Source organism: Nocardia beijingensis NBRC 16342 (assembly GCF_001612785.1).
Taxonomy (GTDB): domain Bacteria; phylum Actinomycetota; class Actinomycetes; order Mycobacteriales; family Mycobacteriaceae; genus Nocardia; species Nocardia beijingensis.
Genome location: NZ_BDBC01000059.1, coordinates 48,209 through 73,661, shown reverse-complemented (window position 1 = coordinate 73,661; position 25,453 = coordinate 48,209). Strand labels below are relative to the sequence as shown.

The following is a 25,453-nucleotide window of genomic DNA, read 5'->3' as shown; positions in this document are numbered from 1 at the left end:
CGCCGCGCGGGGATAGCTCAGTGGTCACGGCGGCCTGCCTCGCCGGGACCGGAATCCTCCGGGGGCGTCTGCCCGGCCGGGGGTTCGTCGGTCGGGTCGGTGCCGGCGTCCAGCGCGTCCCACAGCACGCGCTCGGACAGCTGCGGCGCCGACCGGTCGTCCGGGGACTGCGCGCGCCGCTGCGCGACCTCCGCCGTGGCCGCGGCGCGCCGGAAGACCGGGTTGTCGTACTTGCCCGACAGCCGCGCCGTCTCGGCGGGCATGCGGGCCAGCAGCGCGCCGGCGCCGAACGCGGCGATCGCGCCGAGCAGCGCGAGCACGGCGGGGAACGCCGACGTGGTCGCCGTCTCGACCTGCGCGCGCGCCGGGAGTTCGGCGAGTTTCGCGGCCCGCTCTGCGATCTTGCCGGAGTCGGTCAGCAGCGCGAACGCGGGCACCGCGGCCACCGCGGCGACCAACGCGATCAGCACGCCGACCACGCGGCGCAGCCAGCCCTTGGTGGCCAGCACGGCCGCGATCGAGGCGAGCAGGACCAGCGCGAGCGGCGTCAGCGCGCCGAACCACACGCCGCCGTTCAGATGATCGGTGCGTGGCTGGGTGAGACCGTCCGACGAGGTGACCGTCACCCACGTCATCCGCGACGACGCCCACAGCGCGGCCGCGGCGACGGCGAGCAACGCCACCGGGAGAACGGGATGGTTGCGGCGCGAACCGCCTTCCGATCCGGCCTGCGTGGAAGCGTCTGCCGCCGGAACGGCTTCCGGCCGTGCCGGGGCGCCGGTGTCCGGTTCCCGCGCCCGGCCCGGTTCGTCCGCAGGGGCGGCCGTCATAGCGGTCCGCCGTCCGCCGTACCCGGTTCGGTGCCGTAGGCCCGGACCGTCCCGGCCGCCGCGATCGCCTTGAGCACCGCCATCGCCTTGTTGCGCGATTCCACGTCCTCGTACTCCGGATCCGAGTCCGCGACGATGCCGGCGCCCGCCTGCACGTAGGCCGTGCCGTCCTTCAGCAACGCGGTGCGGATGGCGATGGCCGTGTCGGCGTCACCGGCGAAATCCAGATATCCGACGACGCCGCCGTAGATCCCGCGCCGGGTGGGTTCGAGTTCCTCGATCAGCTCCATCGCGCGCACCTTGGGGGCGCCGGACAACGTGCCTGCGGGGAAGCACGCCCGCACCGCGTCCAGCGCGATCCGGCCGGGCGCCAACCGGCCCGACACCGTCGACACCAGATGCATGACGTGGCTGTAGCGCTCGATGTGCCGGTACTCGGTGACCCGCACGGTGCCGGGCTCGCACACCCGGCCCAGGTCGTTGCGGCCGAGGTCGACGAGCATGAGGTGCTCGGCGTTCTCCTTCTCGTCGGCGAGCAGGCCCTTCTCCAGCAGCAGGTCCTCCTCCTCGCTGGCGCCGCGCCAGCGGGTGCCCGCGATCGGATGAGTCGTCGCCACGCCGTCTTTCACGGTGACCAGCGATTCCGGGCTGGAGCCGACGATGGAGAACGCGGTCTCGCCCGCGCCGTCCGGGACGTGCAGCAGGTACATGTACGGGCTCGGATTCGACGCGCGCAGCATCCGGTACAGATCGATCGGCGCGCCGTCGTAGTCCATCTCGAAACGCTGCGACAGCACCACCTGGAACGCCTCGCCCGCCTCGATCTCCTTGACCAGGCGGCGCACCCCCGCCCCGAACTCCTCGGTGGTGCGCCTGCGCCGGTACCGCGGCTCGGGCCGGTCGAACACCGACACGGTCGAGTCGGCGGGCGCGCCGAGCGCGGCGGTCATCCGGTCCAGCCGGGCCACCGCGTCGTCGTAGGCCTCGTCGACGCGCTCGGCGGTGCCGTTCCAGTTCACCGCGTTGGCGATCAGCGTGATCGCGCCCTCGTGGTGGTCGAACGCGGCCAGGTCGGTGGCCAGCAGCAGCACCATCTCCGGCAAGCGCAGATCGTCCAGCGCCAGGCTGGGCAGCCGCTCGATCCGGCGCACCGCGTCGTAGCCGAGGTATCCGACCATGCCCCCGGTCAGCGGCGGCAGGCCGGGCAGGCGCTCGGTGCGCAGCAGCTCCAGCGTCTCGCGCAGCGCGACCAGCGGATCGCCGCCGGAGGGCGCGTCGGCCGGGACGCTGCCGAGCCAGGCCGCCTCGCCGTCCACGACGGTCAGGGCCGAGGGGCTGCCTGCGCCGATGAACGACCAGCGCGACCACGACCGGCCGTTCTCGGCCGACTCGAACAGGAAGGTTCCCGCCCGGTCACCCGCGAGCTTGCGGTAGGCCGACAGCGGAGTCTCCGAGTCCGCCAAGACCTTTCGGGTCACCGGGACCACCCGGTGCTCCGCGGCCAGCTGATGGAACTGTTCGCGGGTCGTGGTCGTGGGAGTGGACGCGCCTGGCATGCACTCATCATCCCAGGCCGGACCGACCGGCCGGTGAGCGGTGCCGCCGACACGACGGCGCGGCGCGACAAATCCGACAAATCAGGTCGACCGTCCGGTTCCCACGCGGTCGCGGGAGGTGTGGCGCGGCTCACTACACTCGCGGCGTTCCACGTCGCATGCGGTATCCGTCTCGAGAGGAGACAACTGATGTACCCCTCGCAATCGGTAGCGCCCGAGGCTCCTCGGCACGTCCCGAACCACAACGTCGCTCGCCCGCAGCCCCCGCGCACCGCGGCCCCGGGCCAGCCGACTCACCGGCAGGGCGCCCCCGGCAACGCGCTCGCGTCCTTCGTCACCTACGTCAAAGCACTGGAGTCTCTCGACAAGAACCGCTTCCCCGACGAGTACGCCGTCCACAGCGACCGCATCAAAGAGCTGCGGCCGTTCCTGCGCGCCCACGGCATCCTCGATGTGATGGCGATCAAGAACCCTGAGGTGGCGGCGCTCATCGGCGCGTAGCGCTCCCTCGGCTCGTGCCCGAATCACCGGCGCCGCGATCGGATCGCGTGCGGCGCATGCCGGGCACGAGCAACAGGTCGGCCCCGCGCGCGATACCCGTTCCGGCCGACCGCCCGGTAGTGTTCCCCGGTATGCAGCAAGGACAGCTCGCCCCAGATTTCGAGCTTCCCGATCAATCCGGCACCCCCCGTTCGCTCGACGCCCTGCTCGCGGACGGCCCGCTGGTCCTCTTCTTCTATCCCGCGGCAAATACGCCCGTCTGCACGGCCGAGGCCTGTCACTTCCGTGACCTCGCCGCCGAATTCGCCGCGCTCGGCGCCACCTGCGTCGGCATCAGCACCGACGCCGTGGACACACAGGCCGGATTCGCCGCGAAGCAGCGCCTCGGCTACCCGTTGCTCTCCGACGCCGACGGCGCCGTCGCCGCGAAGTTCGGCGTCAAGCGCGGACTGCTGGGCAAACTCGCGCCGGTGAAGCGGCAAACGTTCGTCATCGACCAGGACCGCACCATTCGCAAGATCATCACCGGCGAGCTGCGCGCCGCCGTGCACGCCGACGAAGCGCTGAACTACCTGCGCAGCCGCTAGGCGCGCGCCGCGCCGCGTTCGCAGCCGCGGTCGGGCAATAGCGCGGCCTAGGCTGGACCTATGACTTCCACCGAGGGTCAGCCGGTCGAGCGCAAATCAACGGCATCCGTCTGGCGCACCCGGATCATCGGCGGCGGCGTGATCTTGGCCGTCCTCGTCGTCCTGTACGTCATCCTGTCCGCGTTCATCCCGCGCTGGTGGGCGCAGCGGGTCGGGTCGATGGTGCACGGAAGTTTCGCCAAGGGCATCGGCTGGGGCCTGTGCTACGGAGGATTGTTCACCACTCTCACGCTTTTCCTGCTGCTTTTCGCCGTGCTGGTGTGGCGGCGCAAAGGGGGCAGGTTCGCCGCGGGCGCGGCCGTGGTCGTCGCGGTCCTCTTCGCGCTGCCCAACCTCATGACGCTGACCATCGTGCTCGGCAACAGCAGTGCCGCGCACGCGGGTGAGCGAATCCTGGATGTCGACGCGCCCGCGTTCCGTGGCGCCATGCTCACCGGCGCGGTCATCGCGACGCTGCTGTTCCTGATCGCCGTCGGCCTGTTGCTGCTGCGCCGGTGGCGGCGCACGCACCCGCGCACGCCGAAGACCGAGGACACGACGTCGCGGCCCGTGTGAGTGAACTCACGTCATGCGACATCTTTATGACGGTCGAGCGAAGTCGTGGCAAACTCGATGTCGCGGGTGACTGTGCACATGAAACCACGTCACTTGGCTCGAAAGAAGGCACACAGTGACGAAGTGGCTCGACCCGGTCGAACAACGCGCGTGGCGTGCGATCGTGGCGCTGATGACGCGGCTGCCAGGAGCTCTCGACACCCAGCTGCAACGCGAGTCCGGCGTGACGCATTTCGAGTACTGGGTGTTGACGCTGCTGTCGGAGGAACCGGGCCACCGACTGCAGATGAGTGAGCTTGCCCACAAGGCAAATGCATCGCTATCGCGGCTGTCGCATGTGGTGTCCAAGCTGGAGCGCTTGGGCTGGGCGCAGCGTTCGGCGACGGCGGGGCGGCGCGGCGTGCACGCCGTCCTCACCGACGACGGCTACCTGAAGGTGGTCGAAGCCGCACCCGGCTATCTGGAAGCCGTGCGGCACTTGGTCTTCGACGGCTTGGACGAGGCGCAGACGGCGCAGGTCGCGGAACTCGGCGAGCTGCTGGCCGCGCGGCTGGCCGACGCGCTCGACCGGCTCGGCGAACTCACGCCGGCGAACCGCGAGGATTCCCAGCGCGGGAACGGAGCCCCCTGAGCCGGGTCAGGAGCGCCCGGCCAGCAGGACGTCCGAGTCGAAGCAGGTGTGCGTGCCGGTGTGGCAGGCAGCGCCTTCCTGGTCGACGATCAGCAGGATCGTGTCGCCGTCACAGTCGAGCCGCACTTCGTGCACGTACTGGGTGTGGCCGGAGGTCTCCCCCTTGACCCAGTACTGCTGACGGGACCGCGAATAGTACGTGGCCTTGCGAGTTTCCAGGGTGCGCGCCAGCGCCTCGTCGTCCATCCACGCGACCATCAGCACGTCACCGGTGGCGCGTTCCTGCGCGACGGCCGACACCAGCCCGGCGTCGTTGCGCTTGAGACGGGCGGCGATGGCGGGGTCGAGGCTCATGGCACCGTTATAACAGGAGCGTCCGCGAGCAGGCGCGACCGGAGTGCTCGATCAGCCGACGCGGGAGTGCTGGAGTTCGCCGAGCACCTCCCAGGTGCGCCGCTGGTCCTCCGGGGTGGTCAGATCGGTCTGCGCGAACACCACCTCCGTCGCGCCCGCCGCGAAGTACTCCGCGACGCGGGCCGCGATCAGTTCCTCGTCGCCGATCACCACCAGTTCCGCCGCCCGCGACGCGCCGGACAGCTCGACCACCCGCGCGTAGGACGGGATGTCGTCGTAGAACGCCGTCTGGGCCGCGGCGGCCGCACGGGCGGCGTCGACGTCGGCGGTGACCACGCCGGGGACCAGGACGGTGATCCGCGGCGCGGGGCGACCGGCCCGCTCGGCCGCGGCGGTGATAGGCGCGACGATGTGCTCCTCCAGCGCCTTCGGGCCGACCAGGTAGGGCAGGGTGCCGTCGGCCAGCTCACCGGTGACGCGCAGGGCCTGCGGGCCCATGGCGGCCACCAGGATCGGCGCGGGCGGACGCGCCCCGGCCACCGCGGCGGGCAGCGGCGCCGCGGCGGTGAGCGTCTCGCCGTGGAAATCCACCGTGCCGGTGTGCAGCACGGTGCGCAACGCGGTGAGGAATTCGCGCAGCCGGGTGATCGGCCGGTCGAAGGATCCGCCGAACACCGGTTCGGCGAGGAATCTCGCGCCGAGGCCGAGCCCGAGGGTGAACCGGCCTCCGGTGGCCGCCTGCGTGGTCTGCGCCTGACTGGCGATCAGCAGCGGATGACGGGCGGTGATCGGCACCGCGGAGGTGCCGACCGTCAGTCCGGGCACGGCACGGCCGACGATCCCCGCCAGCGCGATGGCGTCGTAGCTGAGCCGCTGGCCCAGCCACACCGACGAGACTCCGGCGGCGGCCGCCGCCGCACCCAGCGCCACCGCCGTGTCCACGGCGTTGCCGCCGGCGTCGATGGCGGATGGCGACAGCACGATTCCGATGGTCATGCCCGATGCAACCGCACCGGGACCACCCGCCTTCCTGCGCGGCGGATTTCCGCCGATCGCTACCGGATGACGATCTTCTCCGCCCGCATCGAGTCCTTCACTTGGCCGATGGTGAGATCGCCGAAGTGGAACACACTGGCCGCGAGCACCGCGTCGGCGCCCGCGTGCACCGCGGGGGCGAAGTGCTCGACCGCGCCCGCGCCGCCACTGGCGATCACCGGCACGGTGACCGCCGCCCGCACCGCGCGGATCATCGGCAGGTCGAAACCGGCCTTGGTGCCGTCGGCGTCCATCGAGTTCAGCAGGATCTCGCCGACACCGAGTTCCGCGCCGCGCACGGCCCATTCGACGGCGTCGATGCCGGTGCCGCGTTTGCCGCCGTGCGTGGTCACCTCCCACCCGGACGGGGTCGGCGGCTGCCCGTCCGGCACGGTGCGCGCGTCCACCGACAGCACGATGCACTGGGAGCCGAAGCGCTCCGACATCTCGCGCAGCACTTCCGGCCGCGCGATCGCGGCGGTGTTCACCGAGACCTTGTCCGCGCCCGCGCGCAGCAGGCGGTCCACGTCCTCGACCGTGCGTACCCCGCCGCCGACGGTGAGCGGGATGAAGATCTGCTCGGCGGTGCGGGTCACCACGTCGATCATGGTGCCGCGGTCGCCGGTGGAGGCGGTCACGTCGAGGAAGGTCAGCTCGTCGGCGCCCTGCGCGTCGTAGAGCGCGGCCAGTTCGACGGGATCGCCCGCGTCGCGCAGGTTTTCGAAGTTGACGCCCTTGACCACGCGGCCGGCGTCGACGTCCAGACACGGGATCACCCGCACGGCCAACGTCATTGCCTCACCCTTTCTCCGCGGCCGCCGGGTCGGCGACCGTGCAGATCATGTCGAGCAGTTCCTCGTGCACCCCCGGCGCGGCCGCGAGCACGGAGCCGGAGCCGATCGTCCACGGCCTGCCCACCAGGTCGGTGACCACTCCGCCCGCCGCACGCACCAGGGCGACGCCCGCGGCGTTGTCCCAGGGATGGTGGCCGAACACGATCGCGCCGCCGAGCACGCCCGAGGCGGTGAACGCCAGATCGATGCCGGTCGAGCCGTGCATGCGCACCCGGGAGGACAGCCTGCTCAGCGGGCCGAGCAGGTCGAAACGGAACTGGCCGGGGATACGGCCGTGCGAGTCGACGTTGAACGCGCCGAAGCCGATCATCGCCTCGGCCAGTCTGCCGCGCGGCAGCGGCGGCAGCGGTCGCCCGTCCAGCAGCACGGGGCCCCCGGTCATGGCGGCATAGCGGCGGCCGAGCAGCGGCAGCCAGGTCAGCCCGAGCACCGGCTCGCCGTCGCGCACCAACGCCAGCAACATGCCGGAGAGCGGATGCCCGGACGAGTAGTTGAAGGTGCCGTCGATCGGGTCGAGCACCCATGCGGTGCCCGAGGTGAGCTGCGGCCCGCCGAATTCCTCACCGTGCACCTCGATGCCGGTGCGCCTGCGCAGCTCGGCGGAGACGGTGCGTTCCAGTTCCAGGTCCAGCTCGGTGGCGAAGTCGTTGCGGCCCTTGCTGACCGCGCTCGGCGCGCCGATGCCCTCGATGAACCGGGGGCGCACCGAGTCGAGGACCTCGCTCGCCTCCGCGAGCAGTCTCGACAGATCCTTGGTCATCTCACCGCGGCCAGCGCCTCGGGCAGGGTGAACCGGCCCGCGTAGAGCGCCTTGCCGACGATCGAGCCCTCGACGCCTTCCGGCACCAGTTCGGCGATCGCGACCAGGTCCGCGATGGTGGAGACGCCGCCGGAGGCGATGACCGGGGCATCGGTGGCCGCGCAGACCTCGCGCAGCAGGTCCAGGTTCGGGCCGGTGAGCGTGCCGTCCTTGGTCACGTCGGTCACCACGTAGCGCGAACAGCCGTCGCGCTCCAGGCGCTCGAGCACCTCCCACAGGTCGCCGCCGTCGCTGACCCAGCCGCGGCCGCGCAGCCGGTGCTCGCCGTCGACGATGCGCACGTCGAGGCCGATGGCGATGCGCTCGCCGTGACGGGCGATGGCCTTCGCGCACCAGACCGGGTCCTCCAGCGCGGCGGTACCGAGATTCACCCGGGCACAGCCCGTGGCCAGCGCCGCCTCCAGGCTCTCGTCGTCGCGGATGCCGCCGGACAGTTCCACCTTGACGTCGAGTTCACCGACGACGCCCGCGAGCAGTTCCCGGTTCGAGCCGCGCCCGAAGGCCGCGTCCAGGTCGACCAGGTGCACCCATTCCGCGCCCGCTTCCTGCCAGGCCAGCGCCGCTTCCCGAGGCGAGCCGTAGCTGGTTTCGCTTCCGGCTTCTCCTTGCACGAGGCGCACGGCCTCTCCGTTGGCGACATCGACGGCGGGTAGCAGCACAAGACTCACGAGAGCAGCCTAGTGGTTACCCGGTCGCGTCCGAGTGCAGGGCCTGGGCGGATGGGACCTCGGTCACGGATGCGGATCTGGACCCTTCCCAGCTACTTGTTGGCGCGCCTACGATCTGTTATGTTGGCGCTACCAACGTTGGAATAGCCAACATTTTTCGAAAGGTGCCTCCCATGCGCGGACTCCGGCTCGCCTTGCCCCTGCTGACCCTTCCGCTGGCCGCGTTCACCGCCGCCTGCGCCGCTACCGTGACGCCGACGGCGCAACTGCGCGAACTGCTGGACCGCCAGGAGATCACCGCCTTGGTCGACCGGCTCGGCCGCGCCCTGGACGAAGGACGCTTCGACGACCTGCGGCAGATCTACACCCCCGGCGCGACCGCGAAGACGCCAGGCGGCACGGCCGACGGACGCGACGCGCTGATCGCCCAGGCGAGCCGCAACCACGGCGAACACCTGCGCATCCAGCACGTCGTCGGCAACGTGCTGATCGACCTGCACGGCGATACCGCGGACGTCAGGGCCAACCTGATCGCCACCTTCGCCCTCGCCGCCTCCGGCGGAACGCCTCCGCAGCCGGTCTACACCCTCGGCGAGGTCTACCGCTTCGACGCGGTCCGCACCGGCGAAGGCTGGCGCCTGTCCCGGGTGGAGACGACCCCGATCTGGTCCACCGGCAAGCGCCCGTGATCACCGCGCGGCGAGTACGCGGGCGCGGTAGCAGACCAGAGCGGCGAGCACCGCGCACACCGCCGTCACCGCAGCAGCCGCGATCCGACTCCGGTGCTCGCGCAGCAAGCCGTCGGCCCGACTGGACCACCGGAACGCCATCTCCGACGGCGCGGAAGCCGGTTCGCCGCGAACCGGGCCGGGCGGGCGGTATCGTCTCCGCTCGGTGATCATCCCGGTCGCCACTTTCGTTTCGCACCGAGGAAGTGCATGTCACGATCCGAACTCGCTGCCGCTCTGATTCTTTCGGCAGCCGCCTGCTCCGCGACCTTCGTCGCCGCACCCGTCGCCACCGCAGCGCCGCCAGAGGAGGCGCGCCTGGCCGGATGCGAATTCGGCTCCGCCGCGGCGACTTACGACTACGCGCGGTTCGGCGACCACGCCCGGCGGATGCTCGACCTCAGCACCGGGGAATTCCGGTCCGAGTTCGAGAGCTTCCGCGCCAACATCCAGTCGAGCGCGGAGGCCGCGCACATCCGCGCCGAGGCCAACTCGGCCGATTGCCGCATCGTCTCCGGTGACGACAACCGCGCCGAGGTGGACGTCGACGTGGTGCGGACGGTGACCAGCGACGAGACCGACGGTCTCCCGCAGACCGGCCGCATGTCGATGACCGTGACGGTGGAGCACGTCGACGGACGCTGGCTGGTCAGCAAGGTCAGGAAGCACTGACCGAGCGGGCGGTCCCGTGCGCTGGGCGCGCGGGACCGGCCCTACAGGGCGTTCACCCAGTTGCGCAGCAGCTGAGCGCCCGCGTCGCCGGACTTCTCCGGGTGGAACTGGGTCGCCGACAGCGCGCCGTTCTCCACCGCCGCCAGGAACGGCACCCCGTGCTCGGCCCAGGTCAGTTTGGGCGCGGCGAAATGCTCGCTGGGCGGCAGGTCCCAGGTCTGCGCGGCATAGGAGTGCACGAAATAGAAACGGGTGTCGGCGTCCAAGCCCGCGAACAGCACGCTGTCGGACGGGGCGGAGACGGTGTTCCAGCCCATGTGCGGCAGCACCGGCGCGGACAGCCGTTCCACCGTGCCCGGCCATTCGGCGCACCCGTCGGTCTCCTCGCCGAACTCGACGCCCCGCTCGAACAGGATCTGCATGCCCACGCAGATGCCGAGCACCGGCCGCCCGCCGGCCAGCCGCTGACCGATCAGGCGCTCGCCCCGCACCCCGCGCAGGCCCGCCATGCACGCGGCGAACGCGCCGACGCCCGGCACGACCAGACCGTCGGCGGCCAGCACCGCCTCCGGGTCGGCGGTCACATCGACCCGCGCGCCCGCCCTGGTCAGCGCGCGTTCGGCGGAGTGCAGGTTCCCCGACCCGTAGTCGAGCAGGGCCACGGATTTGGCGGTCACAGCGTCCCCTTCGTCGACGGGATCCCGTTCACCCGGGGATCGAGTTCCACCGCGGTGCGCAGCGCGCGCGCCACCGCCTTGAACTCGGCCTCGGTGACGTGGTGCTGGTCGCGGCCGTAGAGCACCCGCACGTGCAGCGCGATGCGCGCGTTCAGCGCGATCGACTCGAAGACGTGGCGGTTGAGCACCGTCGAGTACGGCGCGCCCGGCCCGGAACCGGGGATCACGGTGTGCACCAGGTGATCCGGCTCTCCGGTGTGCACGCAGTAGGGGCGGCCGGACACGTCGACCGCGGCGTGCGCCAGCGTCTCGTCCATCGGGATGTAGGCGTCGCCGAAGCGGCGGATGCCCGCCTTGTCGCCCAGCGCCTTGCCCAGCGCCTGACCGAACACGATGGCGGTGTCCTCGACCGTGTGATGCGCCTCGATCTCGATGTCACCTTCCGCGCGCACGGTCAGGTCGAAGCTCGCGTGCGCCCCGAGCGCGGTCAGCATGTGGTCGTAGAAGGGGACGCCGGTGGCGATCTCGGTCTTGCCGGTGCCGTCCAGGTCCAGCTCGACGACGATGCTGGATTCCTTGGTGACCCGCTCCACCCGGGCGGTCCTACTCATGCTCACGTCCAATCGGGTTGTCGCCGAGTGCTGTTCGGCGCTGGTTCATCGCGGTGCCAGGTCGGTGCCTGCCAGCAGCTTGCTGACCCGCAGCAGTTCGTCGTTCTCGGCGGCGAGGCCGATGGTGGTGCGCAGGTAGCCGGGCAGGCCGACGTCGCGGATCAGCACGCCGTGATCGAGATAGCGCTGCCAGGTGGCCGCCGCGTCGGTGAAGCGGCCGAACAGCAGGAAGTTGGCGTCGCTGGGGATCACGTCGTACCCGAGTTCCCGCAGCGCGGCCGCCACCCGGTCGCGCTGCGCGGCCAGTTCGGCGACGCTGCCGAGGGTCTCGTCGGCGTGCCGCAGGGCCGCGCGCGCGGCGGCCTGGGTGACCACCGACAGGTGGTAAGGCAACCGCACCAGCAGCATCGCGTCGATCACCGCGGGCGCGGCGACCAGATAACCGAGCCGCCCACCGGCGAACGCGAAGGCCTTGCTCATCGTCCTGGTCACCACGAGTTTCGCGGGGAACCGGTCGATCAGCCCGATGGCGCTGGGCTGCGCGGAAAACTCGCCGTAGGCCTCGTCGACCACCACGATGCCGGGGGCGGCCGCGAGGATGCGGGCCAGCTCGTCCTGCGGGATGCTGTGCCCGGTGGGATTGTTCGGGCTGGTCACGAACACCACGTCCGGCCTGCGCTCGGCGATGGCGGCCAGCGCGTGCTCGATGTCGAGGGAGAAATCGGCGTTGCGCTCGGCCTCGATCCACTCGGTGTCGATGCCCTCGGAGATGATCGGATGCATCGAGTACGAGGGCACGAACCCCAGCGCGCTGCGGCCCGGCCCGCCGAAGGCCTGCAACAACTGCTGCAGGATCTCGTTGGAGCCGTTGGCCGCCCACACGTTGCCGGTCTGCACGGCGACACCGGTCTGCGCGGTCAGATACCGCGCCAGATCGGTGCGCAGGGCGACGGCGTCGCGGTCCGGGTAGCGGTGCAGGTCGGCGGCGGCCGCCCGGATCGACTCGGCGACGTCGTCGATCAGCGCCCGGCTCGGCGGATGCGGATTCTCGTTCGTGTTCAGTTGTACGGGAACCGTCAATTGCGGTGCGCCGTAAGGCTTCTTGCCGCGCAGGTTGTCCCGCAGCGGCAGCTCGTCCATGGTCAGGTCCGCGCCCGGCGCGCTCACCGCGCGCGTCACGACAGGGCCTCGAAGCGCGCCTGCACGGCCTGGCCGTGCGCGGGCAGATCCTCCGCGTTCGCCAGCGCCACCACGTGGCCCGCGGCGTCCTTCAACGCCGCTTCCGTGTACTCCACGACGTGGATGCCGCGCAGGAAGGTCTGCACGCTGAGGCCGGAGGAGTGCCGTGCGCAGCCCGCGGTGGGCAGCACGTGGTTGGAGCCCGCGCAGTAGTCGCCCAGGCTCACCGGCGCGTACGCGCCGACGAACACCGCGCCCGCGCTGCGCACCCTGGCCGCCACCGCGGGTGCGTCGGCGGTCTGGATCTCCAGGTGCTCCGCGGCGTAGGCGTTCACCACGCGCAGCCCCTGCTCGATGTCGTCGACCAGGACGGTGCCGGACTGCTTGCCGCGCAGCGCCTCGCCCACCCGGTGGGCGTGCTTGACCACACCGAGCTGCGCGGTCAGCGCCGCGTCCACCGCGTCGGCCAGCCGCTCGCTGTCGGTGACCAGCACACTCGCGGCCAGCACGTCGTGCTCGGCCTGGCTGATCAGGTCGGCGGCGACGTGCACCGGGTCGGCGGTCGCGTCGGCGAGGATGGCGATCTCGGTGGGCCCGGCCTCGGCGTCGATGCCGACCAGGCCGCGGCACAGCCGCTTGGCCGCGGTGACGTAGATGTTGCCCGGCCCGGTGATCAGATCGACCGGTTCCAGCTGCGCGCCGTCGGTGTCGACGCCGCCGTAGGACAGCAGCGCGACGGCCTGGGCGCCGCCCACCGCCCACACCTCCTCGACGCCGAGCAGCTGCGCGGCGGCCAGGATGGTGGGGTGCGGCAGCCCGCCGAACCGCGCCTGCGGCGGCGAGGCGACCACCAGCGAGCCGACGCCCGCGGTCTGCGCTGGCACCACGTTCATCACGACGCTGGACGGGTAGACGGCGTTGCCGCCCGGCACGTACAGGCCGACCCGCTCGACGGGCACCCAGCGTTCGGTGACGGTGCCGCCCGGCACCACCTCGGTGGTCTTGTCGGCGCGCCGCTGGTCGGCGTGCACCTTGCGCGCGCGGGCGATGGATTCCTCCAGCGCGGCGCGGACCGCGGGGTCCAGCCGCTCCAGGGCGGATGCCAGCTCGGCCGCGGGCACCCGCACCGTCGCCGGGATCACCCCGTCGAAACGCTCGCTGAACTCCAGCGCCGCCGACACGCCGTGATCACGGACCGCCTCGACCACCGGACGCACCTGATGCAGCACCGAGTCCACGTCGACTCCCCCGCGCGGCAGCGCGGCGCGCAGCTCGGCGACGGAGGGAGTGCGACCGCGCAGATCGACGCGGGCGAGCTCGATGCGGGTTGTCATGTGGTGTCGGTCCTTGTCTCCAGCTGATCGCGCAACAGGAAAGTTGCCGTTACCAGCCTAATGGGGCGACGCCAGCCGTTATCCGCGTGGTCCGGGCGGCCGGGGCGCAGGGGACCTGTGTGCGCAGGTCCGCGCGACGGCAGCGTCACCGCGGCGGGCCTGGGCGTGGCGTCGCTTCATCGGTGGCCGGTGGTGTCCGAGCCGGTCGGCGAGGCAGGTCGCGACGCTCGCGTCAGCGGGTGTCGCTGTCGATGAGCACGGATCCGTTGCCGGGGTTGATCAACCGGAGCGTCACCGACTTGTTCTGGCCGCCGTAGGTCACGCTGGCGACATTGATGTCCACCGAACCGTCCGCGTTGCTGCCCGAACCGCCACCGGCCGCGTCGACGGTGTTGAAGCCCGTGACCCGGTTCTGCGTCCAGTAGTCCTCGAAGGCCTGCTGGCTGCCGAACACCTGCTGGGCGGCGGGTGTCAGCTGTTTCCACGCGGCGGAGAAGCTCAAGTACGTCAGGTTGTTGTAGAAGTTCACCACCAGATCGATGGACTGCCGCGGATCGGCCTTGCCGACGCTCTTCGTCTCCCCCGCCGCGGCGGCGGCCGACGTCGTGTTCGCGCCCGGCCGCGTCGACGCGACCACCGACGACGTGCTGCCCTGGGCCGCGCTGGTGCCCGACCCCGACGAGCTCATCATGTTCACCGTGACGGCCACCACCACGGCGACCGCGCCGATCAGCGCGCCGATCAAGATCGCACGCCGTTTGCCGCCCGATCCCTGCTTCCGCACCGGGCGCGGCTGCGCCATGGTGCGCGGATGCGACGCGGTGTCCGGCTGCGCCGGAGGCGGGGGCGTCGGACGCGGGCGCGGCTGACGCTCGGTCGGCGTGTAGGGCGCCGAGGCCATCGCCGAGGGGCGCAGCTCGCGGGTCGCGGATTCGGACTGGCCTGCCCTCGGCCGGGCGAACGCCTCGCTGGCGGGCACGAACCCGGCCGCCACCGGGGCGGGACCGGCATCGGCGAACGCGGCGAGATGATCACGCGCCGCCCGCATGCTCGGACGCTCGCGCGGTTCGGGGCTGAGCAGGTCGAGCAGGAAATCGGTGGCGGGACCGGCGTTGCGCGGTTCGCTCAGCTGGCCGTTCGCGGCGGCGTAGAGCACCGCGAGCGGATTGGAGCCCGCGCCGTAGGGCGGTTCGCCCTCGAGCGCGTGGAAGAGCGTGGCACCCAGCGCGAACACATCGGAAGCCGGGCTGGGATCGGAGCCGCGGGCGACCTCGGGCGCGAGATAGGCGGCGGTGCCGCAGATGAGTCCGGTCTCGGTGAGCGTGACGTCGCCGGTCGCGCGGGAGATGCCGAAGTCGGTGATCTTCACCGTGCCGTGATCGTCGAGCAGGATGTTGCCCGGTTTCACGTCGCGGTGCACGATGCCCGCCTGGTGCGCGGCGATCAGCGCCGAGGCGACCTGCTCGCCGATCCGCGCCACCTGGGTCAGCGGCAAGGTGCCCTGCGCGGCGATCACCGCGGCGAGGCTCTTGGATTTCAGGTACTCCATCACCAGGCAGGGGTCGCCCTCGTGCTCGGTGATGTCGAACACGACGATCGCGTTCGGATGCTGGAATCGGGCGGCGTTGCGCGCCTCCCGGATCGCGCGCTGGCGCACGACATCGCGTTCGGCCTCGGGCAGGCTCGGCTGGATGTGGATCTGCTTGACGGCCACGGAGCGCTGGAGGCGTTCGTCGACGGCACGCCAGACCACGCCCGTGCCGCCGCTACCAATCCGCTCGACCAGGCGGTAATGCTCCGCGATCAACTGACCGGTATCGATGGCGCCTACTCCGAACCTTCTCGAAATCGTGACATCCCGCATATTGATTACTCACGCGGTCCCGGGATGAGTGTAGCGGGCGTCGGAATGCTCGCACGCGTCAGCCGGGCCTTCTCGCCGCCCGGAAGCGCCCGCCACAGACTATCCACGGGCCCGCAGCATCCGGCCCGCGGCCTCCACTGCGGGCGCCGAACTGCCCGCGTCGCTGATGAACACGGAAAAGGCCAGGTCGCCATCGATGCCGACGAACCAGCCGTGCGCGTGGGCGTCGTCGATGTACTCCGCGGTGCCGGTCTTGCCGAGCAGGCCGGGGATATCCCGCAATTGCGTCGCGGTGCCGTCGGTGATGGTCTCGCGCATCATGGCTTTCAGCTGGTCGTCGACCTGCGGCGGCAGCGGGTCCGAGTTTCGGTCCTGGATGCCCGGCTTCCCGGCGACCACGGCGGGCGCTGGCACCGAACCGCGGGCGATGGAGGCGGCGACCAGTGCCATCCCGAACGGGGACGCTGTCACCTGCCCTTGACCGATCGCCGACTCGACACGTAACGCGGAGGTATCGGCCGTGGGCACCTTCCCCGTGACCGTGGTCAGGCCCGGTGTGACGTAATCGATGCCGAGGCCAACTTGCGCCGCCGCTTTCGTCAGCGCGTCGGCGGGCAACCGCACGGCCAAGGCGCCCATCGTGGTGTTGCAGGACCGGGCGAACGCGGTGTGCAGCGGGACCGAGCCGAGATCGAAATTGTTGTCGTTGGGGATGCGGCGGCCCTCGATGTTCGCGGTGCCGGGGCAGGGCAGCACGGTGTCGGGGGTGACGGCGCCCGCCTGCAACGCCGCTGAGACGGTGACCGTCTTGAACGTCGAACCCGGCGGATAGAGCCCGGTCAGCGCGATCGGACCCTGCGCGTCGGCGGCGGCGTTCTGCGCTATCGCGACGACCTCGCCGGTCGACGGCCGCAGGGCGACGATCGCCGCGGGCTGGGCGACCGGGGCGAGCGCCGCCTCGGCCGCGCGCTGCATGCCGGGATCGAGAGTGGTCGCGATGTCGGCGGTGGGCGTGGGATCGGTGCCTGCGACGCGCTCGGTGCCCTGCGGCGTCTGGGCGCGCACGGCCCACCCGGCGTGCGCGTCGGCGGAGTCCTGCCACAACTCGGCCAGCCCGGACAGGGTCGGAGCGGCCATGGCCTTGTCGGTCGTCAGCAGGCGGGTCTGCGGCGCGAGGGTGACACCGGGCAGGGCGCTCAGGCGGTCTCGGATCGGGGCGAGGTCCGTCTCGCGCAAGGTGATCGCGGTGACCGGCTTTCCTTGTGCGGCCACGAGTTCGGCTTGCATCGACCCGGCGGTGAGACCGGGCGCGAGGGGGCCGAGCAGCTCCGCGACCGCGGGGAGGTCGGCGCCGGGGCCGACGTTCACCAGCGTGACGATCTGCTCGGTCATCAGCTCGCCGCCCGCGGCGTCGAGAACGCGAGCCGGTCGCGGATAGACCCTGCTGTAGCTCAACGGCCCCGCGGCGAGTCCGGGGGCGACGGTGGCGGGGTCCCACTTCACCCGCCATCCGTTCCCGTCGTCGCGTGCGGCGCCGGTGGTGGTGTAGCTCCACTCCGACTTGCCGTCCGCGCCCAGCTTCCAGGTGGCGGCCAACGCGAAACCGTTCTCGTCGACCGAGCGGACTTCGAAGCGCACGTCTTTGCCGAGCCCCTCGTACAGCGTGCCGATGGCGTCGGCGGCCTTCGCCGGATCGTCGGTGAGCGCGGCGGCCGCGGCGACGTCGTCGCGGTTCAGCGCGTCGGCGAACTGAGCGGCCACGGTGTCGGGCTGGTCGGGTCCGGACGAGCAGGCGGCGAGCACGAGCAGCGGTGCGGCGAACAGGACGAGGGCTTTCCGGTTGGTACGCACCCCGACGACCATAATGGGCGCAGCGGGACCTCGTCCGTCGACAGCGTGCGCACGGCCTTGGCCGGGCGCGGGACGGGCCAGGTCAGTCGCGGGCCCACGCACCCTGCGCGAGCGCGGCGGCATCGGCCTCGGTGAGGTCGATGTCGAACACTTCGGCGAGGACCTTGGGCAGTTCGGTCGGTTCCAGTGCCCTTGTCTGGCTCGTGCCGTCGGGGTACTCGGTGACGAACGCGGTGCCGTCCAGCACATAGTGGACGTCGGGGTGGAAGCGCTGCACGTACGGCCGGGTGGTGAACGGGGAACGCGGCGAGGTGGACACGAAGTGATTGCCGACGGCGTAATCGATGCCGTACTGCGGATTCAGGGTGAAACTGTGCCGGTCGATCCATCCGTCGCGGCCGAATTGGTGCAGCACCCACAACTCGGAATCCAGCTCGCCGCGCCTGCTCTCCAGCCGGTATTTCCAGTCGCCGCCGGTGAATTCGCCCGCGGACAGTTCGAACGGCACGAGCGGTCCTGCGCCGAACCCGACGTCGCACAGCCAGACGCGATCGTCGTCGGCGGTCGTCACGCGCAGCAAGGCATGGGTGGCAGGCCGCAGTGCGGTGCCCGCGCCCATGCTCACGCGCCCGCTGAGGCCGGTGACGCCGAAGCCGAGCCGTTCCAGCGCGGCCGCGAACAGTCCGACGTTCTCGTAGCAGTAACCGCCGCGGCGGCGGCGCACGAGTTTGTCCTGCAAGGTCGCCAGGTCCAGCGGGATCGACCGGCCCAGGATGATCTCCAGGTTCTCGAACGGCATGGCGGTGGTGTGTGCCCGCACCAGTTCGCGCAGCGTCGCGACGGTGGGGGCGCGCTCGCCGTCGAACCCGATCCTGGCCAGGTAGGCGTCCAGATCGAGGTCCGCTCCGTTCCAGTGGTAGGCCGGGTCGGCGGGTTTGTTCATCGCGTCCTCATTTCGTCGTCGGTCTTCTCCGTCAACCGCGCGGGGCGGCGCTGGTGTTCCCTCACGCCGCGCATTTCGCGCCCGGAGGCGCGGCCGGTGTGGTGACGACGCCGTGCGCGACGTCGACGAGGTAGTCGCGGTCCGGGCCGTCGACCGGTTCCGCGCCGAGCAGCAGGCGCTCGACCACGCAACCACCCTCGAACAAAGCCGGTCCGACGCTGTGGTCGCCCGGAACCACCCGGCCGTTCAGGTCGCGCCCGGTGACGACGGTGTACATCGAGGTGGGTCTGCCCGCGGCCAGCAGTCCCGCGCGCATCTCGACGCTGGTGACATACGGCACCACGTCGTCGGCGGTGCCGTGGACGAGAAACGCGCGCCGCACGTCCATCCGGGCCGCCAGCAGGGCGGGCGAACGTTCGGCGTAGGCGAGCGGGCAGGCGGCGGGGTGGCATCCACCCGCGTCGTGCTCGATCTGCGCGGGCAGTTCCGGATCGACGGTCGCGGCGCCGAGCCACATCGTGAAATCGTCTGCGGGACCGTAGTTGTCGACCCAATAATCGAACATCCCGCGCGGGCCGTGCGCCACCGCGAGACCGCTGGTGATGCCGCCCTGACTCCAGCCCCACAGCACCGTGCGGGTGATCGAGCGATGGGTGTCCCGGTACCACGCTGTCGCGGCGACGATGTCGCGCCACCCCGCCCACAGGTTCCACTCTCCGGTGCGCCATTCGCTCTGCGCCGAGCGCAGATCCATCGACAGGATCGGCGCCGCGGTACGCCGCGCGATCGACTCGAGGTAGGACGCGAAACCCGCCGATGACCCGCCGTGCCCGTGCACCGCGACCACGAGCCCCTGCGGGATCGTGTCCTGCTCGGCGCACCGGTAGGGCTCGTACACCCGGCCGGTCGCCTCCTCCCCGTCCACGGTCAGCGAGACCGGGCGCACCGCCACGCCCCCGGCGCAGTCCGGCTCCGCGGAAACCGGTGCCGCCGCTGGGATTGTCGTCATGATCACGCCGATCAGCGCGCAGCAGAGTCCGAGTGCCGCAGATGCCCGTCGCATCCTCGGATGATGTCACGTCGTCAGCGCGGAGCGGGAGCGCGCGACGACGAGCAGGCCGCCCGCGACCGCCGCGAGGCCGACCACCACGCCGAACGCGGTCACTCCCGCGCTCAATCCGTAGGCGTCGCCGAGGAATCCGGCGGCCAGCGGCAGCACCGCGGCGGGGAGATAGCCTCCGACGTTCTGGGCGGCGTTGGCCTCGGCGAGCCGCTCGCCCGGCACGACGGCACTGATCGCCGTCAGCCCGCCGAACTGGCCGAGCCCCTGACCGGCGCCCGCGAGTACGGCCGCCGCCACGAACAGCGGAAGCGAGGTCGCGACCAGCGACAGCACCAGCGTGGCCATGCTCGCCACGGTCGCGGTCGCGCCGCCGAGCAGGATGACGCGCACGCCGAACCGCCTGGCCGCGAACTGGACTCCGGTCGCGGCCAGGAACATCGCGAACGCCACCGCACCGGCGAGCACCCGGTCGGCGACGCCGAGCAGGTGGGACAGCACCGACGGCCCCAGCGACAGGACGAACGACGTCGCGGTGATGCCCGGCCCGAACACCGCCACCCCGAGCAGCACGGCGGTGCGGCCCTCCGGCGCGACGGACGGAATCCGGATCCACGGACCGCGCCCTCCCGAACCCGCGGGCAGCGGCAGCAGGGCCACCACCGCGAAAGCCGTCGCGAGCACGGCGATCTCGACCAAGAAGACCGTCACCGTCGGGCCGGGCAGCGCTTCGGACAGGACGCCTGCCAGCAAAGGACCACTTCCGGCTCCGAGCACCATCGCGGTGGACGCGGCGAGCGCGGCGACTCGTCTGCGGCCGGGCCCGCCCACGTCGGTGACCGCCGCCATCCCCGCCGACACCGCCGCGCCGACCGCGAGACCGGTCAACAGCCGCGCCAGCGCCAGCAGCACGACCGACTGCGCGATCGCGAACAGCACGCAGGCCGCCATCGCCGCCGCGATCGCGGGCAGCAGCACCGGCTTTCGCCCCACCCGATCCGACACCACGCCTGCGATCAGCAGCGCACCCAGCAGTCCGGCGATGTAGCAGGCGAACACCGCGGTCAGCGTCCCGGCGGAGAAGCCGATCGCCCGCTGCCACACCACATACAGCGGGGTCGGCGCGTTCGACAACACGAACACCGCGAACACCGGCCACGCCGCGGCCCACACCGAGCGGCCGCCGGTACCGGCCGCTTCCGTGCGCGGCTCCGTCACCGTCGATCCCATCACCACTCCTTGGTTCGAATTTTCTCGTACTGGTACGACCATAATCGAACTTAGCGCCTAGTACGATAGAACTCGTACAAGCCGTCCGAAAACCGAGGAGTTCGCGATGCCAGCGGCCACCGAAACCGCCGAGGCCACCTCCGTGCTGCCCGAGCCGGACCGCGCCGATCTGCGGCTGGACCATGTGCTCGCCGCGCTGAGCGACCCCCTGCGCCTGACCATGGTCCGCAGGCTGCTGCTGGACTCCCCCGACACCGACCGGCCGTGCTCCTGGTTCGGCATCGATCGCCCCAAATCCACCCTGACGCATCATTTCCGGGTGCTGCGCGAAGCCGGCGTCACCCGGCAGCGCCGTTACGGACTCGAACGCCGCAGCCAGGTCCGCGTCGATGATCTGGAAGCGCGCTTTCCCGGCCTGCTCGACCTGGTCCGCGCCTGGGAGCCCGTGGACTGATCCCGAACTTTGGGGGCAGGTCCCTGCGTCGCGGCCCTGTTACGGTCCGGGTATTCATTCCGAGTCCGGATGGCACGGGTCCGCGCGTTCGGACGCCTTCGCAGGGAGTCAGCCATGACCTTCGCACCCCGCCGCACCCCCGACGCGACCCTGATCAGCACGCCCGAGATCGCCGCGGGCTGGCGCGAACTACTGCTGGCCGAGCGGAATCGATTGCGCGGCGGCTCCTTCCGTGACGCCGCGGTGGCCCTGTGCGCGCTGGTGGCCGTGGCCGACGACGCGATCGCCGACCGCGGCACCGTCGCCGACCTGGTCGCGGCCGATCCGGTGCTGTGCAACTTCCCGGTCGACGACTTGCGCGCGTTGTTCGAGGACGACTGCAATCGGCTGGCGAACGCTCCGATCCTCGGCTACGCCCACGTGCTGCGGCAGATCGCCAAGGCGGCGCACCGACCGGTCGAGGCCGACGCGGTGATCCGCACCGGCCTGCTGATCGGCAGCGCCGCGGGCGCATGCGGACCCGCGGTGGCCGAAGCCGTCCGCGACGCGTGCCGGACGCTGCGCCTGACCCCGGAGCGCTTCGGCCTCTGACCCGCGGCGCGAACGCTACGATTCGCCTATGCGTTCGATTGATGCCGCCGAGCGGCGCGCCCGGTTGGCGATACGACACCGGCTGGCCGCTTCGGAGCGCAGCGGCCAGGTCGCGGACATCGCCCGGTCGCTGGTCGCCTTGCACGCGACCGATCCGGCCACCGTCTTCCTCTCCGTCGCGGCCCGCGGCGAGGGGCTGACGCCCTCGGATGTCGAACGGGCCCTCTACGACGACCGTTCGCTGCTGCGGATGCTCGCCATGCGCCGCACCATGTTCGTCGTGCCCGTGGAACTCGTTCCGGTGCTCCAGGCTTCGTGCGCGGACGCGCTGGCGCACAAGCAGCGGCGCACCTACGGCAAGTACCTGGAGCAGGCCGGCATCGGGGACGGCGATGTGCGGCGCTGGTGGGCGGAGGTCGAGACCGAGACGCACAAGGCGCTGCTCGACCGTGGCGCGGCGACCGGCGCGCAGCTCGGCAAGGCCGTCCCGCGCTTGCGCACCCAGGTGAACACCGCGCCGGACAAGGCGTATTCGAAGCCGACGAACATCACCACCTGGGTGCTGGTGACGCTCGGGTGTGAGGGCCGCATCGTGCGCGGACGGCCGAACGGCAGCTGGACCAGCAGCCAGTACACCTGGGCGCCGATCGAATCGTGGTTGCCCGGCGGCGTCCCCGCGCTTCCCGCCGCCGAAGCCCGCGCCGAGCTGGTCCGCCGCTGGTTGCGGGCGTTCGGTCCCGCCCCGGTGTCCGACATCAAGTGGTGGACCGGGTGGACGCTCGGCGAGGTGCGCGCGGCGCTCGGCGCACTCGAGCTGGTCGAAGTCGATCTGGACGGCGTGACCGGCGTACTGCTGGCCGACGACGCGGAACCAGTCGCCGCCCCGGAGCCATGGGCGGCGTTGCTGCCCGCCCTCGACCCGACGCCCATGGGCTGGCAAGCGCGGGAGTGGTTCCTCGGCCCCCACGCGCCGAGCCTGTTCGACCGCAACGGCAACATCGGTCCCACCGTCTGGTGGGACGGGCGCATCGTGGGCGGCTGGGCCCAGCGCGGCGACGGCGAGATCGTCTACCGCCTGCTCGAAGACGTGGGAGCGGACGCCGAAGCCCGGGTCACCGCCGAAGCCGAACGCGTCCGCGAGTGGTACGGCGACGTGCGCGCCATCCCCCGTTTCCGGACACCGCTGGAGCGCGAACTCACCGCCTGACCGGGCGATCCGGGGCCGCCCGCCTACATGTCCAGCCCCAGATCGAGCACCCGCACCGAGTGGGTGAGGGCGCCGACGGCGAGGTAGTCGACGCCGGTGCGGGCGTAGTCGGCGGCGACGTCCAGGCTCAGGCCGCCGGAGGACTCCAGTTTCGTCCGCGGGGACGCGGCGTTGCGGCGCTGCACGGCCGCCTGGGTCTGCCAGAGCGGGAAGTTGTCCAGCAGAACGAGTTCCACGTTCTCGGCGAGCACGGCGTCGAGCTGTTCGAGGCTGTCGACCTCCACCTCGCAGGCGATGTCGGGTGCGGCGGAGCGGACGGCGCGCAGTGCCTCGACCACCGACCCCGCTGCGACCACGTGGTTGTCCTTGATCAGGGCGGCGTCGCCCAGACCCATGCGGTGGTTGACGCCGCCGCCGACCCGCACGGCGTACTTCTGCAGCGCGCGCAGTCCCGGCAGCGTCTTGCGGCTGTCCCGGATGCGGCAGCTGGTGCCCGCGACCGCGTCCACCCAGGCGGCCGTCGCCGTCGCGATGCCGGACAGGTGGCACACCAGGTTGAGCATGGTGCGTTCCGCGGTGAGCAGACCCCGCGTGGGCGCGAACAAGGTCAGCACGGATTGTCCCGGCGACACCCTGGTGCCGTCGGCGACGCGGTCGGTGATCTCGTAGGCGTCGGCGCCGATCACCTCGTCGAGCACCAGCAGCCCGGCGTCCAGCCCGGCCACGGTCCCCGGTTCCCGCGACACCACCGATGCTTTGATCACCGCGTCGGCGGGCACGGTGGCCGCCGTCGTGACGTCGGGGCCGTAGCGCAGGTCCTCGTCCAGCGCGGCGCGGATGATGCGCAGCACCTCGTCGCGATCCAGAGCGGCGTCCAGAGCCATCGAAGCGTTCCTCTCTCGCCGAGCGGGACCGGTGGACGGGTCGCTTTCGGCGCGTGCGTTCAGGGAAGGGGTGCGTACTCGGGGACGCCGTCGCCGTTCAGCCGGATCGGGAGGCTGTGGCGGAGTTCGGGCACGGCGTCCGGATGGTCCGACCGGGTGTGGCAACCGCGGCTCTCGGTGCGGGCGAGCGCCGCGAGCAGCAGGGCGCGGGCCGCGAGGGTGAGCGCGGCGTCCTCGATTCCGGCGATCGGGTAGGCGGCGGCGGTGTGCGTGTCGCGGCGGGTGACCACGTCGTCGAGCCGCTTGAGCGCTTCGGCGATCCCGGCGCGGTCGCGGACCACCGAGGCGTGCGTGGTCATCAGGTGCTGCACCACCTCGCGATCGGCGAATTGGGCTGCGCGAGCCGGGATCTCGCGCACTCCGGCTCGCTCGCCGAGCCGCTCGGCGGCGGCTGCTCCTGCGCGCTCGCCGACCACAAGACCTTCCAGCAGGCTGTTGGAAGCCAACCGGTTCGCCCCGTGCAGCCCGGTGCGCGCGACCTCGCCCGCCGCGTACAGGCCGGGCACTCCGGTGCGGCCGTGCGTGTCGGTGACGACTCCCCCGCATTGGTAGTGCGCGGCCGGTGCGACCGGGATGAGGTCGGTCAGCGGATCGATGCCCGCCGCCAGGCAGGACGCGGTGATCGTCGGAAACCGTTGCGCGAAACCCTCGATCGAGCGCGCGTCGAGATAGACGTGCTCGGTGCCGAGTGCCCGCATGCGCGCGGCGATGGCGCGGGAGACGACATCGCGCGGGGCGAGATCGCCACGCGGATGCACCCCCGCGGTCACCGGGTTGCCTTCGGTGTCGACCAGCCTCGCGCCTTCGCCGCGCACCGCTTCGCTGATCAGCGGCCTGCGTCCGACGCCGCCCGGGGTGTACAGCACGGTCGGGTGGAACTGCACGAATTCCAGATCGGCGACGGTGGCGCCGGCCCACAGCCCCAGCGCGATGCCGTCCGCGGTGGCGCCGGGCGGATTGGTGCTCAGCGCGTACAACTGGCCGAGCCCGCCGGTGGCCAGCAGCACCGCGGGCGCGTGGACCACACCGAATCCCCGCTCCGACACCGCGACCACACCCCGCACACCGTTCGGGCCGGTGACGATCTCACCGACCGCAGCGCCGAACAGCACCGGCAGCCCGGCTTCGTTCAGCGCTCGCTGCACCTCCGCGCCGGTGGCGTCGCCGCCGGCGTGGATGATCCTGCGGGTGCTGTGCCCGCCCTCTCGGGTCCGCGAGATCTGGCCGTCCCGGCCGAGGTCGAACACCGCGCCCAGGTCGGTCAGCGCGGCCACCGCGGCCTGCCCGCCCTCGACGATGGAACGCACCGCGTCCACGTCGCAGAGTCCGGCGCCCGCCTCCACCGTGTCGTGCACATGCGATTCGACCGAATCACCGTGCGGCGCGACGACGGCGATGCCGCCTTGGGCGTACTGGGTGGACGTATCCGTCGGCCCGCCCTTGCTGAGCGTGAGCACCCGCAGGCCGCGCAGCGACGCGGTGCGCGCCGCGGTCAGTCCCGCGACGCCGCCGCCGATCACGACCAGATCGGCCTCGGCCTCCCAGTCGATGGAAACCCGGGTTGTCATCGGCCCGCGCCTCTCTGCCTTGTGATCCGCGAACGGTCTCCGGCGCGGACGCGGCGGTCACCGCGTCCGGCCGGAGCACGACCCACCGC

General features: G+C 71.6%; 28 protein-coding genes. 9 read left to right on the top strand and 19 right to left on the bottom strand.

Annotated features, from left to right (window positions below; genetic code table 11):
• Positions 1-17: 17 nt before the first annotated feature.
• Together NB3_RS28565 and NB3_RS28560 are read right to left on the bottom strand one after the other, a co-directional pair.
• Positions 18-830 carry a TIGR02234 family membrane protein gene (locus NB3_RS28565; RefSeq protein WP_084823755.1) on the bottom strand — a complete coding sequence of 271 codons (813 nt, stop codon included), beginning with the start codon at positions 828-830 and terminating at the stop codon, positions 18-20.
• Complete coding sequence (locus tag NB3_RS28560; RefSeq protein ID WP_067809515.1) at positions 827-2,386, bottom strand: anthranilate synthase component I; 1,560 nt, start codon at positions 2,384-2,386, stop codon at positions 827-829. The genes NB3_RS28565 and NB3_RS28560 overlap by 4 nt, the downstream gene beginning before the upstream one ends.
• Positions 2,387-2,575: 189 nt before the next feature.
• On the opposite strand from NB3_RS28560, the gene NB3_RS36400 reads away from it, so the two are divergent.
• From NB3_RS36400 to NB3_RS28540, 4 genes are all read left to right on the top strand, one after another.
• Entirely contained in the window at positions 2,576-2,887 is a 312-nt protein-coding gene (locus NB3_RS36400) for a hypothetical protein (protein WP_228828277.1), read from the top strand.
• 131 nt (positions 2,888-3,018) lie between these two features.
• Positions 3,019-3,474, top strand: a complete 456-nt coding sequence (locus NB3_RS28550; RefSeq protein WP_067809563.1) for a peroxiredoxin — start codon at positions 3,019-3,021, stop codon at positions 3,472-3,474.
• 60 nt (positions 3,475-3,534) lie between these two features.
• Positions 3,535-4,089: a permease gene (locus tag NB3_RS28545; RefSeq protein ID WP_067809514.1), complete on the top strand. Its 555-nt coding sequence runs from the start codon at positions 3,535-3,537 to the stop codon at positions 4,087-4,089.
• Positions 4,090-4,261: 172 nt separating this feature from the next.
• The gene (locus NB3_RS28540) at positions 4,262-4,720 is read left to right on the top strand and encodes a MarR family winged helix-turn-helix transcriptional regulator (RefSeq protein ID WP_157112064.1); all 459 of its coding nucleotides are present in this window, start codon (positions 4,262-4,264) and stop codon (positions 4,718-4,720) included.
• A gap of 6 nt (positions 4,721-4,726) precedes the next feature.
• Here NB3_RS28540 and hisI read toward each other — a convergent pair whose 3' ends face one another.
• The 5 genes from hisI to priA are packed head-to-tail and all read right to left on the bottom strand — an operon-like array spanning position 4,727 to position 8,451.
• Positions 4,727-5,074, bottom strand: a complete 348-nt coding sequence (gene hisI, locus NB3_RS28535; RefSeq protein ID WP_067809511.1) for a phosphoribosyl-AMP cyclohydrolase — start codon at positions 5,072-5,074, stop codon at positions 4,727-4,729.
• A gap of 51 nt (positions 5,075-5,125) precedes the next feature.
• On the bottom strand, positions 5,126-6,070 hold the full coding sequence (locus tag NB3_RS28530; protein WP_067809509.1) for a TIGR03564 family F420-dependent LLM class oxidoreductase: 945 nt from the start codon (positions 6,068-6,070) through the stop codon (positions 5,126-5,128).
• Between the two features lie 59 nt (positions 6,071-6,129).
• On the bottom strand, positions 6,130-6,903 hold the full coding sequence (gene hisF, locus NB3_RS28525) for an imidazole glycerol phosphate synthase subunit HisF (protein ID WP_067809507.1): 774 nt from the start codon (positions 6,901-6,903) through the stop codon (positions 6,130-6,132).
• Between the two features lie 4 nt (positions 6,904-6,907).
• A complete protein-coding gene (locus NB3_RS28520; RefSeq protein WP_067809505.1) occupies positions 6,908-7,723 on the bottom strand; it encodes an inositol monophosphatase family protein in 816 nt (271 codons plus the stop codon).
• Positions 7,720-8,451, bottom strand: a complete 732-nt coding sequence (gene priA, locus NB3_RS28515) for a bifunctional 1-(5-phosphoribosyl)-5-((5-phosphoribosylamino)methylideneamino)imidazole-4-carboxamide isomerase/phosphoribosylanthranilate isomerase PriA (protein ID WP_039797252.1) — start codon at positions 8,449-8,451, stop codon at positions 7,720-7,722. Before priA ends, NB3_RS28520 begins: the two co-directional genes overlap by 4 nt.
• Positions 8,452-8,624: 173 nt before the next feature.
• On the opposite strand from priA, the gene NB3_RS28510 reads away from it, so the two are divergent.
• Positions 8,625-9,140, top strand: coding sequence for a nuclear transport factor 2 family protein (locus tag NB3_RS28510; protein ID WP_084823754.1), 516 nt, complete (start codon positions 8,625-8,627; stop codon positions 9,138-9,140).
• On the opposite strand, the gene NB3_RS28505 is transcribed toward NB3_RS28510, so the two are convergent.
• Positions 9,141-9,353: a hypothetical protein gene (locus NB3_RS28505; protein ID WP_067809504.1), complete on the bottom strand. Its 213-nt coding sequence runs from the start codon at positions 9,351-9,353 to the stop codon at positions 9,141-9,143. It abuts the gene before it with no gap.
• Positions 9,354-9,389: 36 nt separating this feature from the next.
• Here NB3_RS28505 and NB3_RS28500 point away from each other — a divergent pair, with 36 nt between their 5' ends.
• Positions 9,390-9,851 carry an Rv1363c family protein gene (locus tag NB3_RS28500; protein ID WP_067809503.1) on the top strand — a complete coding sequence of 154 codons (462 nt, stop codon included), beginning with the start codon at positions 9,390-9,392 and terminating at the stop codon, positions 9,849-9,851.
• Between the two features lie 41 nt (positions 9,852-9,892).
• Here NB3_RS28500 and hisH read toward each other — a convergent pair whose 3' ends face one another.
• The 9 genes from hisH to NB3_RS28455 form a co-directional block, all read right to left on the bottom strand.
• Positions 9,893-10,528, bottom strand: a complete 636-nt coding sequence (gene hisH / locus NB3_RS28495; RefSeq protein WP_067809502.1) for an imidazole glycerol phosphate synthase subunit HisH — start codon at positions 10,526-10,528, stop codon at positions 9,893-9,895.
• The gene (gene hisB / locus NB3_RS28490) at positions 10,525-11,139 is read right to left on the bottom strand and encodes an imidazoleglycerol-phosphate dehydratase HisB (RefSeq protein ID WP_067809501.1); all 615 of its coding nucleotides are present in this window, start codon (positions 11,137-11,139) and stop codon (positions 10,525-10,527) included. Before hisB ends, hisH begins: the two co-directional genes overlap by 4 nt.
• 45 nt (positions 11,140-11,184) lie before the next feature.
• Positions 11,185-12,279, bottom strand: coding sequence for a histidinol-phosphate transaminase (locus NB3_RS28485; protein WP_067809559.1), 1,095 nt, complete (start codon positions 12,277-12,279; stop codon positions 11,185-11,187).
• Between the two features lie 35 nt (positions 12,280-12,314).
• Positions 12,315-13,652, bottom strand: a complete 1,338-nt coding sequence (gene hisD, locus NB3_RS28480; protein WP_067809500.1) for a histidinol dehydrogenase — start codon at positions 13,650-13,652, stop codon at positions 12,315-12,317.
• 232 nt (positions 13,653-13,884) lie between these two features.
• Complete coding sequence (locus NB3_RS28475; protein WP_084823753.1) at positions 13,885-15,516, bottom strand: serine/threonine-protein kinase; 1,632 nt, start codon at positions 15,514-15,516, stop codon at positions 13,885-13,887.
• Between the two features lie 99 nt (positions 15,517-15,615).
• Positions 15,616-17,379 (bottom strand): penicillin-binding transpeptidase domain-containing protein, encoded by a 1,764-nt coding sequence (locus NB3_RS28470; protein ID WP_067809497.1) that lies wholly within the window; start codon positions 17,377-17,379, stop codon positions 15,616-15,618.
• A gap of 70 nt (positions 17,380-17,449) precedes the next feature.
• Positions 17,450-18,310 (bottom strand): arylamine N-acetyltransferase family protein, encoded by an 861-nt coding sequence (locus NB3_RS28465; RefSeq protein ID WP_067809495.1) that lies wholly within the window; start codon positions 18,308-18,310, stop codon positions 17,450-17,452.
• A 61-nt stretch (positions 18,311-18,371) separates the two neighbouring features.
• Complete coding sequence (locus NB3_RS28460; protein ID WP_067809494.1) at positions 18,372-19,373, bottom strand: alpha/beta hydrolase family protein; 1,002 nt, start codon at positions 19,371-19,373, stop codon at positions 18,372-18,374.
• 12 nt (positions 19,374-19,385) lie between these two features.
• Positions 19,386-20,600, bottom strand: coding sequence for an MFS transporter (locus tag NB3_RS28455; RefSeq protein WP_067809492.1), 1,215 nt, complete (start codon positions 20,598-20,600; stop codon positions 19,386-19,388).
• Between the two features lie 106 nt (positions 20,601-20,706).
• On the opposite strand from NB3_RS28455, the gene NB3_RS28450 reads away from it, so the two are divergent.
• From NB3_RS28450 to NB3_RS28440, 3 genes are all read left to right on the top strand, one after another.
• Entirely contained in the window at positions 20,707-21,054 is a 348-nt protein-coding gene (locus NB3_RS28450; RefSeq protein ID WP_067809490.1) for an ArsR/SmtB family transcription factor, read from the top strand.
• A 114-nt stretch (positions 21,055-21,168) separates the two neighbouring features.
• Positions 21,169-21,645: a TerB family tellurite resistance protein gene (locus NB3_RS28445; RefSeq protein WP_067809489.1), complete on the top strand. Its 477-nt coding sequence runs from the start codon at positions 21,169-21,171 to the stop codon at positions 21,643-21,645.
• Between the two features lie 28 nt (positions 21,646-21,673).
• Positions 21,674-22,852 (top strand): winged helix DNA-binding domain-containing protein, encoded by a 1,179-nt coding sequence (locus tag NB3_RS28440; RefSeq protein WP_067809487.1) that lies wholly within the window; start codon positions 21,674-21,676, stop codon positions 22,850-22,852.
• 23 nt (positions 22,853-22,875) lie between these two features.
• Here NB3_RS28440 and nadC read toward each other — a convergent pair whose 3' ends face one another.
• Both nadC and NB3_RS28430 read right to left on the bottom strand, forming a co-directional pair.
• Positions 22,876-23,736, bottom strand: coding sequence for a carboxylating nicotinate-nucleotide diphosphorylase (gene nadC, locus NB3_RS28435; protein WP_067809485.1), 861 nt, complete (start codon positions 23,734-23,736; stop codon positions 22,876-22,878).
• Between the two features lie 59 nt (positions 23,737-23,795).
• Positions 23,796-25,364, bottom strand: coding sequence for an L-aspartate oxidase (locus NB3_RS28430; protein ID WP_067809483.1), 1,569 nt, complete (start codon positions 25,362-25,364; stop codon positions 23,796-23,798).
• Positions 25,365-25,453 lie beyond the last annotated feature (89 nt).